A 13,795-nucleotide genomic window follows, 5' to 3' on the forward strand; every position below is an offset into this window, starting at 1 on the left:
CGGCTCAGTACCAGCCCACCGACTGCGAGTGGCCCCACGCGCCGCACGGCGTGCCGTACACGTCCGCGATGTAGCCGAGGCCCCACTCGATCTGGGTGGCGGGGTTGCTCTGCCAGTCGGAGCCGGCCGAGGCCATCTTCGAGCCGGGCAGCGACTGCGGGATGCCGTAGGCGCCGGACGACGGGTTGGCCGCCGAGGCGTTCCAGCCCGACTCCTTGGTCCAGAGCGACTCCAGGCAGGTCCACTGCGAGCCGGTCCAGCCGCGGGCGGCGGCCATCTGCTTGCCGATCGAGCGGGTGGAGCCGGAGTACGTCGGCGCCGCCGGCTCGGGCTCCGGGCGCTCCTTGGTGCCCTTCACCAGCACGCGGGTCACGGGCTTGGTGGTGACCTCGTCCGAGACCTTGGTCTTCTTCACGACCTTGCCGTCGATCGTGGTGACCTGGTGGACGATCGTGCGCTCGCCGTCCTTGCCCTTCTTCACGACCTTCGCGTCGACGTCGGAGTACCGGTCGGCGGACTTCTTGGTCGTGGTCTTGTGGTCGACGGCCTTGGTCGTCGTGACCTTCTTGGTCTCGACGCGCTGCACGACGACGGCCACCTGCGGCGTGGCGACGTCGGTCGCGGCCGCGGGGGTCTCGGCGGCGGCGACCTGCTCGGTTTGCGCGCCGTCCTTCTCGGCCTGCTTCTCGGCCTGCTTCTTCTCGTCCGCGACGGCGGCGGCGACGTGCTTCTTCACCTCGCCGTTGGCGGCGTCGGTGACGTGCACGCGGTCGCGCTTCCCGAGCTCCACGTCCGCCTCGGCCAGCACGGCCTCGACGTCCTCCGCGTCCTCGACCACGTCGGTCGTGCCGTCGTGCACCACGGCCACCGGGCCGTCGGTGTCGACGTCCACCGGCAGCGAGGCCCGCTCGCCGTCACGGGAGGCGACGATGCGCACGTCGCCGCCACGGGCGGTGAGGGTGTCGAGCGCCTCGTCGGCATCGAGGGCGGTGACCCACGCGTCGGTGTCCTTGCCGTCCACCTGCAGGCTGAGCTCCTTGCCGGAGCGCACGACGACGTCGGAACCGTCCTCGAGCGCGGCGTCGGCCGACGGGGTCACGAGGTCGCGGTCGCCGACGACGACGCCCTGCGAGGTGAGCAGGTCGTCGACGGAGCCGGAGTAGGACGTCACGGTCTTGACGTCGCCGTCCACGTCGAGCGTGACGGTCTTGCGGGCGTCCGCGTACGCGACGGCGCCACCGGCGACGGCGACCGCGGCGGCGGTCGCCGCGGCCAGGAACGGCCAGCGGCGGCGGCTGCGGGTCGTGGCGGGAGCGACGGTGTCGGCGTCCGGCACGGCGGGCACGGGAGAGGTCTGGGGGGAGCGTGTCACGAGAGTCCAGTCGTCGTGCTGTCCGGGCACGGTGGTCAGGGGCGGGCCGGCGGCCCGTCACGCACCGGGGCGGCGCGCTGGCGCCTCGCTCCCGGCCCGGCGCCCGAAGGCGCCGAGTTCCGACCCACCGATCCGGCGGTTCAGGGGCCCGCGTCGCATACACCTGTCGAGCACGGCTCGCACGCGGGACACTCGACCGTAACCGATTCGTTATCGGAGACCTAATCCGTCGGCGGCGTCGTGACGAGACCCACATCCCACCCGGCGCGCGGAGGGCCCCGACGCACGACCGCCCGGGACGGCGGTGCCGTCCCGGGCGGTCGGTGGCGGGCGCGAGGCCCGTCGGGCGTCAGGTCAGAGCAGACCGAGCTTCGCCGCGCACCCGGGCCACTGGCCCCAGCCGGACTGCGCCTGCAGCTTCTTGGCGATGCGGGTCTGCTCGGCTGCCGAGTTCTCCGACGGGAGGCCGGAGCCGCCCATCGCCTGCCAGGTCTGCGCGGAGAACTGGTACAGGCCGTAGTAGCCGTTCCCGGTGTTCGTCGCCGGGTTGCCGCCCGACTCGCACTGGGCGAGGTCGGCCCACACGCCCGCGGGCGCGGAGCCGGTGGCCTTCGACGTCGAGCCGGACGACGAGGACGAGGAGCTCGACGACGAGGAGGACGAGGTCTCCTTCGGCGCGGGCTCGGGCTCCGGCTCGGGGCGCTCCTTGGTGCCCTCGACGACGACCTCCGTGACCGGCTTGGTCGTCACCTTGTCCGAGAGCTTCTTCTTGGCGACGACGTCGCCGTCGACCGTGGTCACGCGGTACGTGAGCGTGCGCTCGCCGTCCTTGCCCTCCTGGGCGACCGTGCTGCCCTGGTCGGCGTAGCGGTCGGCGTCCTTCTCGGTGCGCGACTTGTGGTCCACCGCGACCTTCTTGGTGACCTTCTTCGTCTCGACGCGCTCGATGACGATGCGCACCGCCGGGTCGCCCTCGGTCTTGGCGGCCTGACGCTCCACGAAGACGTGGTCGTCGTCGTCGACCGTGAGGCCGAGGCCCTGGAGGATCGCCTCCAGGCCGACGGAGCCGTCGTCGACCACCGTGGTGGTGCCGTCCGCGACGACCGCGACCGGCTGGTCGGCGTCGAGCTGCAGCGGCAGCGAGGCGCGGTCGCCGGAGCGGGAGGCGACGAGGGAGACGTCGGAGCCGCGGGCGTCGAGGCCGCGCAGCGCCTCCTCGGCGTCGAGCGCCGTGACCCACACGTCGTCCTGCTCGCCGTCGACGTCCACGGTGAGCTCGTGCCCGGAGCGGACCACGACCTGCGAGCCGTCGCGCAGGGCGGCGTCCGCGTCGGGGGTGACGGCGTCGCGCTCGCCCACCTCGACGCCCTGGGCGTCCAGCAGGCCGGCGACGGAGCCGGAGAAGGTCTCGACGGTGCGCGTCTCGCCGTCGATGTCGAGCGTCACGCTCTTGCGTGCGCTCTCGTAGGCGGTGGCCGCACCTCCCGCGACGACGAGCGCGCCGGCGGCGAGACCCGCGATGAGCGGGAGCCGGCGGCGACGGCGCGTGGCGGTCGTCGTGGGGGCGGCTGCTGCGTCGGGCCCAGCCTCGGGCATCGACTCGGCCGAGGAGTGGGGAGTCTCGTTCGAGGGGTTCACACAGGTCCAGTCGTCGTGCGGTCCGGTCACGACGGCGGGGTCCCGGCTGGCTGTCGGGGCGTGGTCGATCCGGTGGCTCCGAAGACCGTAACCGGATCGTGATCATCGGCCAAGCCTGGCTATGGTAGAGATGCCCGGTTCCGTCCCGTCGTGCCCGGAAAGTCCGGACGAACGGCGTGAGCCGTCTCACAGGGGTCGCCGCGCGTCCTCAATTTCGCGTCGGCGAGCGGGGATCAGTACCAGCCGACCGACATGGAGTGGCTCCACGCCCCGCACGGCGTGCCGTACCGGCCGGAGATGTAGCCCAGGCCCCACTCGATCTGCGTCGACGGGTTCGTGCGCCAGTCCGAGCCGGCGGTCGCCATCTTGGTGCCGGGCAGCGCCTGCGGGATGCCGTACGCCCCGCTGGACGGGTTCTCGGCGTTCCAGCGCCAGCCGGACTCCTTGTCCCACAGCTTCTCGAGGCAGGCGTACTGGTCGTCGCCCCAGCCGCGCTCGGCGGCCATCGCCTTGCCGATCGCCTTCGCGGAGCCCGGGTCCGGGTTCGCCGTCGAGACCTCGAGCGTGCCCACCACGACGACCTCGTCCACCGGCTCGCGCGTCACCTCGCGGTCGACCACGGTGCGCTGCACCTCGGCGCCGTCCAGGGTGCGCACCTCATAGGTCGTGACGCGCTCCCCCGGCACGCCGGCCGTGCGCACCACCTCGTACCCCTTCGGCAGCTCGTCCGACTCGACCTTCTCCGTCTCGAACGGGATGACCTCGGTCTTCCGGTCGGCGTCGGTGTCCCCGCGGCTCACCATGACGAGCATCCCGTCGACCGCGGCCCCGCCGAGCGGCACCGACGTGCGGTCGTGCTCACCGAGGGTGATGCCGGCGGTCGCCAGGACGTCGCGCACCGTGGACTGCGCCGTGCGGATGGGCAGCACCAGGCCGTCCACGGCCACCTGCACGGTCTTCGTGGTCGACACCCGCACGGGGGTCCGGTCCAGCGCCGCGGTGCGCGACGCCGACGTCACGGCGTCCGCCCCCCGGGGCCCGAGCGCCGCGAGCAGCTCGCCCACCGTGTGCGCCGTCGTCGGGAAGGTCGTGACCTCGCCGTCGATCTCGACCGTCACCTCGCGGCTCGAACGGACCACGACCTGGCCGCCGTCCGCGGCCGCGGACGACGCGGCCGGCTGCACGAGGTCGTCCGGGCCGAGCGGGATGTGGTGGTAGCGCAGCACGTCGGCCACCGACGCGCCGTACGAGTCGACGGTCGCGACGTGGCCGTCGTAGTCGATCGTCACCGTCTTGTGCACCTGCGTGACGGCGGCCGTGCCGCCCACCAGCGCGAGGACCACGGTGCCGTGCACGACGTGGCGCGCGGGCCCGGTGAGGGCGCCCCGGCGAGGGGTCGCCGCCGGAGCCGTCGCCCTGTCCGACGCCACCTTCGCCCTCGACCTCCGCACGAGCACCAGACCGTAACGGAACCGTGACCAGGGGGGAAGCCCTCGACCGCTCACCGATCCCTCACCACGTGCCGTACACGCGCTCGGACGTCGCGGAGAGCGCCCGGCACACCTCGTCCAGCGGCCGCTCGAGGACGTCCGCCATCGCGCGCACGGTGTGCGCCGCGACGTACGGGGCGTTCGGCTGGCCGCGGTACGGGTGCGGCGGCAGGTAGGGCGCGTCGGTCTCGACCAGCACCAGCTCGAGGGGGACGGCGCGCAGCGCGCCGCGCAGGTGGTCGTTCCTCGGGTAGGTCACGGGGCCAGCGAACGAGAGGAACCAGCCGTGCTCGGCCGCCAGGGCGGCCATCTCCTCGTCGCCCGAGTAGCAGTGGAAGACGGTGCGCTCGGGGGCGCCGTCGGCGAGCAGGACGTCGATCACCTGCGCGTGCGCGTCCCGGTCGTGGATCTGCAGCGCCAGGCCCAGCTCCTTGGCCAGCGCGACGTGCGCCCGGAACGCGTCGCGCTGCACCGCCTCCCCCCGCGGGCCGGTGCGGAACAGGTCCATGCCCGTCTCGCCGATCGCGCGCACGCGGTCGTGCGCCCGCGCGACCTCCGCGACGCGGGCCAGCGCGTCGTCGAGCGCGACGGCGTGGTGCGGCGCCGGGTCCGGCTCCAGCCCGTCCGGGCCCACCTCGCGGACGCCCGCGTGCAGCACGGCCTCGTTCGGGTGGATCGCGACGGCGGCGAGCACGCCCGGGTGCCCCGCGGCCAGCAGGTCGACCGTCCAGTCGATGCCGGGCAGGTCGCAGCCCACCTGCACGACGCGGTCCACGCCCGCCGCCGCGGCGCGGGCGAGGTGCTCGCCGACGCCGGGTGCGGGGACGTCGTCCGGCAGCACGCCCGCGATCGCGTCGAGGTGCGTGTGGTTGTCGGCGACCGCGACGGGCAGGGGCGCGGGCTCCGCCGGGAACCCGCGCTCGCGCTTGCGCGCCACCCTCAGGCCTTCTCGCGCAGCCGCTCGAGCTCCTCCTCGACGATCGAGTCGTCGAGCTTGGTGAACACGGGCGTGGGCTTCGCGATCTCGGTGCCCGGGGTCACGGGTCGCGACTCCCAGGAGGGGAAGTCGTAGTCGCCCGTGATGACCGGGTACTGCCGGGAGTCGTCGTCGAGGTCGGTGACCTCGTCGATGCGCGGCTGGGGCGCGAACGTGCCGGTGCCGCCCATGGTCTCGTGCACCTGCTGCGCCGAGTGCGGCAGGAACGGGCTGAGCAGCGTGTTGCAGTCGCTCACGGCCTGCGTGACCGTGTGCAGCACGGTCGCGAGCCGGTCCGGGTCCGTCTTGAGCTTCCAGGGCTCCGTCTCGGAGACGTACCGGTTGACGTCGCCGACGACGCGCATCGCCTCCGCGATCGCCGCGCGCTGCCGGTTGGACCCGATGAGCCCGCCGACCGTGCCGAACGCCTCGGACGTCGCCTTGAGGACGCCGCGGTCGACGTCGGCCAGCTCGCCCGGCGTCGGGACCTGCCCGAAGTTCTTGTGCACCATGCTCGCGGTGCGGTTCACGAGGTTGCCCCAGCCCGCCACGAGCTCGTCGTTGGTGCGGCGCAGGAAGCTGTCCCACGTGAAGTCGACGTCCTGGCTCTCCGGGCCGGCCGCCGCCACGTAGTAACGGAACGCGTCCGGCTGGTAGCGCGCCAGCATGTCGCGCACGTAGATGACCACGCCGCGCGAGCTCGAGAACTTCTGCCCCTCGACGTTGAGGAACTCGGAGCTGACCACCTCGGTCGGCAGCTGCAGCGTCCCGTACGGGCCCGGCGCGCCGCCGCGCGAGCCCTTCCCGTCGTAGGCCAGCAGCTCGGCCGGCCAGATCTGGGAGTGGAACGTGATGTTGTCCTTGCCCATGAAGTAGAAGGAGCGGGCGGTCTCCTCGTTCCAGAACGCGCGCCACGCCTCCGGGTCGCCCGTGCGCCGCGCCCACTCGATCGACGCCGAGAGGTACCCGATGACGGCGTCGAACCACACGTACAGCCGCTTGGTCGGGTTCTCCTCCCAGCCCTCGAGCGGCACCGGGATGCCCCAGTCGATGTCGCGCGTCATGGCGCGCGGCCGGATGTCGTCGAGCAGGTTGAGGCTGAAGTTCAGCACGTTCGGGCGCCAGCCGGTGCGGGTGCGCAGCCAGTCGCCCAGCGCGTCCGCGAGCGCCGGCAGGTCGAGGAAGAAGTGGTTCGACTCGACGAACTTGGGCGTCTCGCCGTTGATGCGGCTGCGCGGGTTGATCAGGTCGATCGGGTCGAGCTGGTTGCCGCAGTTGTCGCACTGGTCGCCGCGCGCGCCGTCGTACCCGCAGATGGGGCACGTGCCCTCGATGAACCGGTCGGGCAGCGTGCGGCCGGTGGACGGGGAGATCGCGCCCATCGTGGTCTTCTCGACCATGTAGCCGTTCTTGTGCACCGTGCGGAACATCTCCTGCACGACGGCGTAGTGGTTGCGCGTCGTCGTGCGGGTGAACAGGTCGTAGGACAGCCCGAGCGACGTGAGGTCCTCGACGATGACCCGGTTGTAGCGGTCCGCGAGCTGCTGCGGCGTCACGCCCTCCTGCTCCGCCTGCACGAGGATCGGCGTCCCGTGCTCGTCCGTGCCGGAGACCATCAGCACGTCGTGACCCGCCATCCGCATGTGCCGGCTGAAGACGTCGGAGGGAACGCCGAAGCCGGCGACGTGGCCGATGTGCCGCGGGCCGTTGGCGTAGGGCCACGCCACGGCCGAGAGGATGTGGGTCATGCGGGCGATTCTAAGGGCCCGGACGACGACGCGTCCGAGCGGTCCGCGGCCCGGCCGGGCCCGCCGCGTCAGCCGAACGTGACCCGGACCAGGCGGTCGTCGCCGTCGCGCGGCGAGCCGCGGCCGTCGGTGTTGTTGGTCAGCACCCACAGGCCGTCCGCGTCGCCGCCGCCCGGCTCGACGGGGGCGACGTTGCGCAGCCGGCCCAGCTCGCCCGCGAGCAGCGCCTGCGGCTCACCGAGCGGCCGGACGCTCCCGTCCGCGTCCACGGCGTCCTTGCTCGGGCCCGGCCCTGCCCCGTCGCCGCCCTCGTCCGCGCCGGACGCGGTGCCGCCGAAGGGCACCCGCCACAGCCCCTCCCCCCGCAGCCCGGCGAGGTACACGGCGTCGTCGGTCACCGCCAGGCCGGACGGCGACGCGTCGGACGTGGGCCACCACGCGACCGGGGCGACGGTGCCGTCGCCCGCCTGGGGCTGCCCCTCGAGGCCCGGCCCCTCGACGTCGGGCCAGCCGTAGTCGCCGCCCGGCTCGATCTCGTTGAGCTCGTCCCACGTGTTCTGCCCGAACTCGCTCGCGAACATCCGCCCCGACGCGTCCCAGGCGAGGCCCTGCACGTTGCGGTGGCCGAAGGTCCAGACCGGCGAGCCGGCGTCGGGGTTGCCGGGCGCCGGGTCACCGTCGGTCGTGACGCGCAGGATCTTGCCGGCGAGCGACGCCCGGTCCTGCGAGGCCTCCCCGTCCCCCGCGTCGCCGGTGCCGACGTAGAGAAACCCGTCGGGGCCGAAGGCCAGGCCGCCGCCGTCGTGGTGGCCGGCGCGCGGGATGCCGTCGAGGACGGTCGTGAGCCCGCCGAGCACCGTCCCGTCCAGCGCGCCGCGCAGCACGGCGTTGTCGTCGGCGCCGGTGCGGTAGACGAACACGTCGCCCGAGCCCGGGTCGCGCGCGACGCCGAGCAGCCCGCCCTCGCCGTCGGGGGTGGTCTGCGCGGCGAGCGCGTCCGCGCCGGGACCGGTGACGTCCGTCGTCGTGCCGGCGTCGGGGTCGACGACCACGAGCCGCGCCTCGTCGCGCAGGCTGATCAGCAGCGCGCCGCCCGGCAGCGGGGCGAGGCCCCACGGCACGTCGAGGCCTTCGACGACCGTCTCGACCGAGACCTCGGGCGTGGAGGTCGCCGTGGGTCTCGCCGAGGCGTCGGGCGCAGGAGAGGCGTCGGCCGGGCCGAGCGACGTCGACGTCCTCGACACCTGGGGCGGGCCGTCGTCGCCCACGGAGCCGCACCCGGTGAGCGTCAGGAGCGCGACGACGGTCGCCGCGCCCCAGCGGGCGGTGGAGGTCCGCTGCCGTGAGTCCATGGCCCCATCCTCCCGCCCAGTGCCGTCGCGTGTCGGTCGACCCGTGGTCGACCGTCGGTCGAAGTTCTGGCACCCTGAGGTCAAGGCAGCACCAAGCCCGGAGAGACGCCGAGCCCGGAGGTCGTGATGAGCATCGTCAGCACCGTGTCGAGCTGGTTCCGCAGCACGGAGCGCGAGGCGGAGGCCGAACGCCCCCGCGACCTCGCACACCTCCCGGTCGCGCCCGACGGCGCCCTCGACGCCCGACCGAAGTCCGGGACGATGTGCGTCGAGCCGCTGCGCCCCTCGGGCACCACCTTCTTCCCCTACTGACCTTCCTCTGCTGAGACCGTCCGGGCGGGCCTTAGCGGGCCGGGCGCAGGTGGGCGTCGGAGGGCAGAGGTAGGCCGAAGCCGGGAGAGTCGTCGAGGTGCAGCACGCCGTCGCGCGGCAGCAGCAGGGCCGCGTCGACCCCCGCCACGCGGCCCGGCACGCCCTCGACCACCTCGACGTTGCCGAGCCCGGCGGCGAGGTGCGCGGCGTACCGCGTCTTGAGGGGGCGGCCCCAGGCGTGCGGGGAGGCCTCCACGCCCGTGCCCGCCAGGTGCGGCATGAGCTCCCGCCACGCGGTGAGGCCGAACGACATCACGTCCATGAGCAGCACGTCGATCGCGCCGCTCGTCGCCACCGGCAGCAGGGCGTCGACGTCGGGGCTGGTCTCGCCCTCGGCGATGCGCGTGGCCGGCGAGCGGTCGTCGAGCCAGGACCGCAGGGCCTTGAGGTCGCCCGGGTCGTCGAGGAACGGCTCCTCGACCCAGAACAGGTCGGCGTCCGCGACGGCGTCGAGGTAGGAGAGGAAGCCCTCCAGGTCGTAGCCGTCGTTGGCGTCGACGAGGATCCGCGCGTCGGGGAACGCCTCGCGGACGGCGCGCGTGACGGCGACGTCGCGCGCGTCCCCCGCGGCCCGGTCCATCCAGCGGTTCCCACGGCCGATCTTCAGCTTGAAGTCGCGGAATCCGAGGGCCGCGTCGGCCCGGCACTCGTCGAGCAGCACGTCGACCCCGCGCGGCGACTCCTGCGGGTCGAGGTCGTCGAAGTAGATGGCGCCGTCGTAGACCGCGACGTCGGTGCTTCCGCGCCCTCCGAGCAGGGCGTGGACGGGAGCGTCGTGCACGACGCCGAGCAGGTCGTGCAGGGCGATGTCCAGCCAGCGGTCGGTGGGGTCGAGCACGCCCACCGCGGGGTCCGCCAGCTCGGAGAGCCTCCGGCCCTCGACCCGAGCGGCGTCGCCCGGCGGGCCCTCCACCAGGCCCCAGCCGGTGCGCCCGTCGTCGGTGACGAGCACCGCGACGTCGGAGTCGGGTCCGTCGCCGTGGCTGCCGAGCCGGGCGTTGCGCCCGACGGTGCGGGGGTAACGCGTCTCGAGGCGGGCGAGGCGGACGGAGGCGATGCGGGGGTCGGCGGAGGTCATGGGTCCCTTCACGGGGTCGGGAGCGGTGCGGGCGACGTCGGCGCGGCACGCTCGCGGCCGCCGCGCCCACCATGATGGCCGGGAAGCCCGGGGCGTACGCACCGCGCGGCGCCCGCCGACCCGGGCGACCTCCGTCGACACCTGGCCGGATGGACGGCGGTGGATTCTTCGACGGCGGTGGCGGCGGCGACGGCCCCTGAGTCTCCGGGCGCCGTGGCAGGCTGGCGGCATGAGTGACGCCGCACCCGCACCCGTCCGCGCCCTGATCGTCGTCGACGTCCAGCCCACGTTCTGCGAGGGCGGGGAGCTCGCCGTCGACGGCGGGAACCAGGTCGCCGAGGACGTCGCGGCGTACGCCGCCGCGCACCGCGACCGGTACGAGATCGTCGTGACCACGCAGGACTGGCACATCGACCCCGGCGAGCACTTCAGCGACCACCCCGACTACGTCGACTCGTGGCCTCCGCACGGCATCGCCGGCACGCCGAACGCCGAGCTGCACCCCGCGCTCGCGGGCCTGCACGCCGACGTCTCCGTGAAGAAGGGCCAGTACGCCCACGGGTACTCCGGCTTCGAGGGCACGGACGAGGGCGGCCGCACCCTGGAGCAGGCCCTGCGCGACGCGCGCGTCGAGGCGGTCGACGTCGTCGGGCTCGTCGAGTCGCACTGCGTGAAGCGCACCGCCCTCGACGCCGTCGGGCTCGGCCTCGACACCCGGGTCCTCACGGACCTCACCATCCCGGTGAGCCCCGAGCAGGGGGAACAGGCCCGCGTCGAGCTCGCCGCCGCCGGCGTCGAGCTCGCCGACTCCGCCGCGAGATAGAGAACCAACCCCGCGAGATGGAGAGGCCCTCTCTATCTCGCGCTCGGGGTTCTCTATCTCGAGGTGGGGGGTTCTCTATCTCGCGGCGAGGGCGGCGGCGTACAGGTCGCGCTTGGGCACCCCCGCGGCGGTGGCGACATCGGCGACGGCGGCCTTGAGCCGCTCCCCCGCCCGGACGCGGGCCAGCACCTCGGGCACGAGGTCCTCGACGCTCGGCGCGGCGCCCACGGGCGCGCCACCGACGACGACGCAGATCTCGCCGCGCAGGCCGTCGCCGGCGGCGGCGCGGGCGTCGGCCTCGGCGACGACGTCCGCGAGCGGCCCGCGGAGCACCTCCTCGTACGTCTTGGTCAGCTCGCGGCAGACGGCGGCGGGCCGGTCGGCGCCAAAGGCGTCGGCCATGGCGTGCAGCGTGTCGGTGATCCGGTGCGGCGCCTCGAAGAAGACCATCGTGCGCGGCTCCGCGGCGAGCGCGCCGAGCCACCGCGACCGCTCCCCCGCCTTGCGCGGCACGAACCCCTCGAAGGTGAACCGGTCGGTGGGCAGCCCCGACAGGGCCAGCGCGGTGAGCACCGCCGACGGCCCGGGCGCCGCCGTCACGCGCAGGTCCCGCTCCACGGCGCGGGCCACGACGCGGTAGCCCGGGTCGGACACCGCGGGCATGCCGGCGTCGGACACGACGAGCACGGTGCCGCCGTCCGCGACGACGTCGAGCAGCTCGTCGGCGCGCGCCTCCTCGTTGTGCTCGTGGTACGACGTCACGCGCCCGGCCACGGTCACGCCCAGACGTGCGGCCAGGGCGTGCAGGCGGCGCGTGTCCTCGGCCGCGACGACGTCGGCCTCCGCGAGCAGCCGCCGCAGCCGCGGCGACGCGTCCTCCGCGTTCCCGATGGGTGTCGCCGCGAGGACGACCGCGCCGGCCTCGGCGCGCGGGGCGGGACGGCGTGCGTCAGCGGGTACGGCGGAAGGCTCGGAGGTCATGGTGACCAGCGTCGCACGGCCCCTACGATGACCCGGTGACCGCCCCCGACGCCGACGCCACCACCACCGGCGATCCCGCGCCCGCGGGCACGCCCACGAACCACGCGCGCCACCGCGCGGCCGACGCCCCCGACGGGGCGCCCGAGGCCGGCGGCGCGCCGGTGCCGCCGTCGCACCAGCCCCCGCCGCCGTTCCCCGGCGTGCCGGCGCCCTCGCCGTCCCCGACGCCCGCCGACGGCGACGGCCGCACGACCCAGGCGAAACTGCTGGAGCGGCTTCTCGGCGCCCGGCGCATGCGCCTCGACCTCCGCCGTCGCGACCGGTTCTGGGGCTGGGTCGGCACGATCGTCGTCACGCTGCTGGCGGCGGTCGCCCGGCTGTGGCAGCTCGGCCAGCCGCACCAGCTCGTGTTCGACGAGACCTACTACGTCAAGGACGCGTTCACGCTCGGCCGCCTCGGCTTCGAGGCGCAGTGGCCCGACGAGCCGAACCCGGCGTTCGAGGCGGGCGACGTCCTCACCTATCTCGACAAGGCCGCCTACGTCGTCCACCCGCCGATCGGCAAGTGGATGATCTGGCTCGGCATGGAGGCGGGCGGCGGCGCCACCAGCTCGTTCGCGTGGCGGCTCTCCAGCGCGATCGTCGGCATCCTCGCCGTCCTCCTGCTGGTGCGGATCGCCCGGCGGCTGTTCGCGTCGACCACGATGGGGGTGGTCGCGGGCCTGCTGCTCGCCGTCGACGGCGAGGCGATCGTGCACTCCCGCACGGCCCTGCTCGACCAGTTCCTCATGTTCTGGGTGCTGGTCGCGTTCGGCTGCCTGCTGATGGACCGCGAGCAGGCCCGGCGCCGGCTCGCGGGCCGGGTCGCGGAGATCCTCGACGCCGGCGGCACCGTGGCCAGGTACGGCCCCCGCCTCGGCTTCCGCTGGTGGCGCCTCGCCGCGGGCGTCAGCCTCGGCCTGGCGTGCGGCACCAAGTGGTCGGGCCTGTGGTTCGTCGCCGTCTTCGGCATCCTCACCGTGCTGTGGGACCTCGCGGCCCGCCGCGCCGCCGGCGTCGGCCGCTGGTGGGAGGACTCCCTCGTCGTCGACGCCGTGCCCGCCTTCCTCACCATCGTGCCCACCGCGTTCGTCGTCTACCTCGCGTCGTGGTGGTCGTGGTTCGTGAACCAGGGCGCCTACCTGCGCCAGTGGGCGGCCGAGCATCCCGGCGAGGGCGTCACCTGGCTGCCGGACCCGCTGCGCAGCCTGCTCCACTACCACCAGCAGATGTGGGACTTCCACACCGGGCTCTCCTCGGACCACCCGTACGCGTCGCACCCGCTGGGCTGGATCGTGCAGTGGCGGCCCACGTCGTTCTTCTGGGAGAAGGAGTCGCCCGGCCAGGGCTCCTGCCCCGCCGACGCCGCGGAGGCGTGCGCCCGTGCGGTCACGTCGCTCGGCAACCCGCTGCTGTGGCTCCTCGGCGCGATCGCGATCGTCGCGACGATCTGGCTGGGCATCCGGCTGCGCGACTGGCGCGCCCTCGCCGTCCTGAGCGGCACCGCCGCCGGCTGGCTGCCCTGGTTCGCCTACGCGCCGCCGTTCAGCGACCGGACGATCTTCACCTTCTACTCGATCGTCTTCACCCCGTTCGTGGTGCTGACGCTCGTCTATCCGATGGTCGTGGCGCTGGAGCGCACGGAGGGACGACGCCGCGAGCGCTCGCTCGCCGTCGCGGTGATCGTCGCCGTCCTCGTCGTGGTCCTCGCCGTGTCGGCGGTCTTCTACCCGCTGTGGACGGGCATGCAGGTGCCGTACTCGTACTGGCAGAACGTCATGCGGCTGGAGTCCTGGATCTAGCCCCAGGTGTTGTGAGCGGGCGTCTGGCCCCTTCTCCGGCCCAAAGAAAAAAGAAAGACCACCCTCCCCACTTACCGGGGGGGGGGAAGCGAAATCCGGGGGGTGGTGGGAGGGCCCAACCACA

General features: G+C 73.9%; 11 protein-coding genes. 3 read left to right on the forward strand and 8 right to left on the reverse strand.

Going from position 1 to position 13,795, the window contains the following annotated elements:
* Positions 1 to 4: 4 nt before the first annotated feature.
* The 6 genes from ACFCZN_RS09040 to ACFCZN_RS09065 form a co-directional block, all read right to left on the reverse strand.
* Complete coding sequence (locus ACFCZN_RS09040; protein ID WP_430556552.1) at positions 5 to 1,372, reverse strand: G5 domain-containing protein; 1,368 nt, start codon at positions 1,370 to 1,372, stop codon at positions 5 to 7.
* Positions 1,373 to 1,726: 354 nt separating this feature from the next.
* On the reverse strand, positions 1,727 to 2,968 hold the full coding sequence (locus ACFCZN_RS09045; RefSeq protein WP_430556553.1) for a transglycosylase family protein: 1,242 nt from the start codon (positions 2,966 to 2,968) through the stop codon (positions 1,727 to 1,729).
* 275 nt (positions 2,969 to 3,243) lie between these two features.
* Positions 3,244 to 4,440, reverse strand: coding sequence for a ubiquitin-like domain-containing protein (locus tag ACFCZN_RS09050; RefSeq protein ID WP_430556554.1), 1,197 nt, complete (start codon positions 4,438 to 4,440; stop codon positions 3,244 to 3,246).
* Between the two features lie 82 nt (positions 4,441 to 4,522).
* Positions 4,523 to 5,437 carry a TatD family hydrolase gene (locus ACFCZN_RS09055; RefSeq protein ID WP_430556555.1) on the reverse strand — a complete coding sequence of 305 codons (915 nt, stop codon included), beginning with the start codon at positions 5,435 to 5,437 and terminating at the stop codon, positions 4,523 to 4,525.
* Between the two features lie 2 nt (positions 5,438 to 5,439).
* Positions 5,440 to 7,224 carry a methionine--tRNA ligase gene (gene metG / locus ACFCZN_RS09060; RefSeq protein ID WP_429764425.1) on the reverse strand — a complete coding sequence of 595 codons (1,785 nt, stop codon included), beginning with the start codon at positions 7,222 to 7,224 and terminating at the stop codon, positions 5,440 to 5,442.
* A 68-nt stretch (positions 7,225 to 7,292) separates the two neighbouring features.
* Complete coding sequence (locus ACFCZN_RS09065; protein WP_430556556.1) at positions 7,293 to 8,576, reverse strand: PQQ-dependent sugar dehydrogenase; 1,284 nt, start codon at positions 8,574 to 8,576, stop codon at positions 7,293 to 7,295.
* Positions 8,577 to 8,702: 126 nt separating this feature from the next.
* Here ACFCZN_RS09065 and ACFCZN_RS09070 point away from each other — a divergent pair, with 126 nt between their 5' ends.
* Positions 8,703 to 8,888 (forward strand): hypothetical protein, encoded by a 186-nt coding sequence (locus ACFCZN_RS09070; RefSeq protein WP_429764423.1) that lies wholly within the window; start codon positions 8,703 to 8,705, stop codon positions 8,886 to 8,888.
* Between the two features lie 31 nt (positions 8,889 to 8,919).
* On the opposite strand, the gene ACFCZN_RS09075 is transcribed toward ACFCZN_RS09070, so the two are convergent.
* Positions 8,920 to 10,026, reverse strand: a complete 1,107-nt coding sequence (locus ACFCZN_RS09075) for an enolase C-terminal domain-like protein (RefSeq protein ID WP_430556557.1) — start codon at positions 10,024 to 10,026, stop codon at positions 8,920 to 8,922.
* Between the two features lie 229 nt (positions 10,027 to 10,255).
* Between ACFCZN_RS09075 and ACFCZN_RS09080 the strand changes: the two genes are divergently transcribed.
* Entirely contained in the window at positions 10,256 to 10,849 is a 594-nt protein-coding gene (locus ACFCZN_RS09080) for an isochorismatase family protein (protein ID WP_430556558.1), read from the forward strand.
* A 75-nt stretch (positions 10,850 to 10,924) separates the two neighbouring features.
* Here ACFCZN_RS09080 and rsmI read toward each other — a convergent pair whose 3' ends face one another.
* Positions 10,925 to 11,830 (reverse strand): 16S rRNA (cytidine(1402)-2'-O)-methyltransferase, encoded by a 906-nt coding sequence (gene rsmI / locus ACFCZN_RS09085; RefSeq protein ID WP_429764419.1) that lies wholly within the window; start codon positions 11,828 to 11,830, stop codon positions 10,925 to 10,927.
* 35 nt (positions 11,831 to 11,865) lie between these two features.
* On the opposite strand from rsmI, the gene ACFCZN_RS09090 reads away from it, so the two are divergent.
* Complete coding sequence (locus ACFCZN_RS09090; protein ID WP_429764418.1) at positions 11,866 to 13,671, forward strand: dolichyl-phosphate-mannose--protein mannosyltransferase; 1,806 nt, start codon at positions 11,866 to 11,868, stop codon at positions 13,669 to 13,671.
* The last annotated feature ends 124 nt before the right edge of the window (positions 13,672 to 13,795 follow it).

The sequence above is a fragment of the Isoptericola sp. NPDC056134 genome, assembly GCF_042264825.1.
Taxonomy (GTDB): Bacteria; Actinomycetota; Actinomycetes; order Actinomycetales; family Cellulomonadaceae; genus Isoptericola; species Isoptericola nanjingensis.

Bases quoted from the DNA above. Each gene is read 5' to 3' on its own strand.
- ACFCZN_RS09045 (WP_430556553.1), bottom strand. From the start codon at position 2,968: ATGCCCGAGGCTGGGCCCGACGCAGCAGCCGCCCCCACGACGACCGCC.
- metG (WP_429764425.1), bottom strand. From the start codon at position 7,224: ATGACCCACATCCTCTCGGCCGTGGCGTGGCCCTACGCCAACGGCCCG.
- ACFCZN_RS09075 (WP_430556557.1), bottom strand. From the start codon at position 10,026: ATGACCTCCGCCGACCCCCGCATCGCCTCCGTCCGCCTCGCCCGCCTC.
- ACFCZN_RS09070 (WP_429764423.1), top strand. From the start codon at position 8,703: ATGAGCATCGTCAGCACCGTGTCGAGCTGGTTCCGCAGCACGGAGCGC.
- rsmI (WP_429764419.1), bottom strand. From the start codon at position 11,830: ATGACCTCCGAGCCTTCCGCCGTACCCGCTGACGCACGCCGTCCCGCC.
- ACFCZN_RS09065 (WP_430556556.1), bottom strand. From the start codon at position 8,576: ATGGACTCACGGCAGCGGACCTCCACCGCCCGCTGGGGCGCGGCGACC.
- ACFCZN_RS09080 (WP_430556558.1), top strand. From the start codon at position 10,256: ATGAGTGACGCCGCACCCGCACCCGTCCGCGCCCTGATCGTCGTCGAC.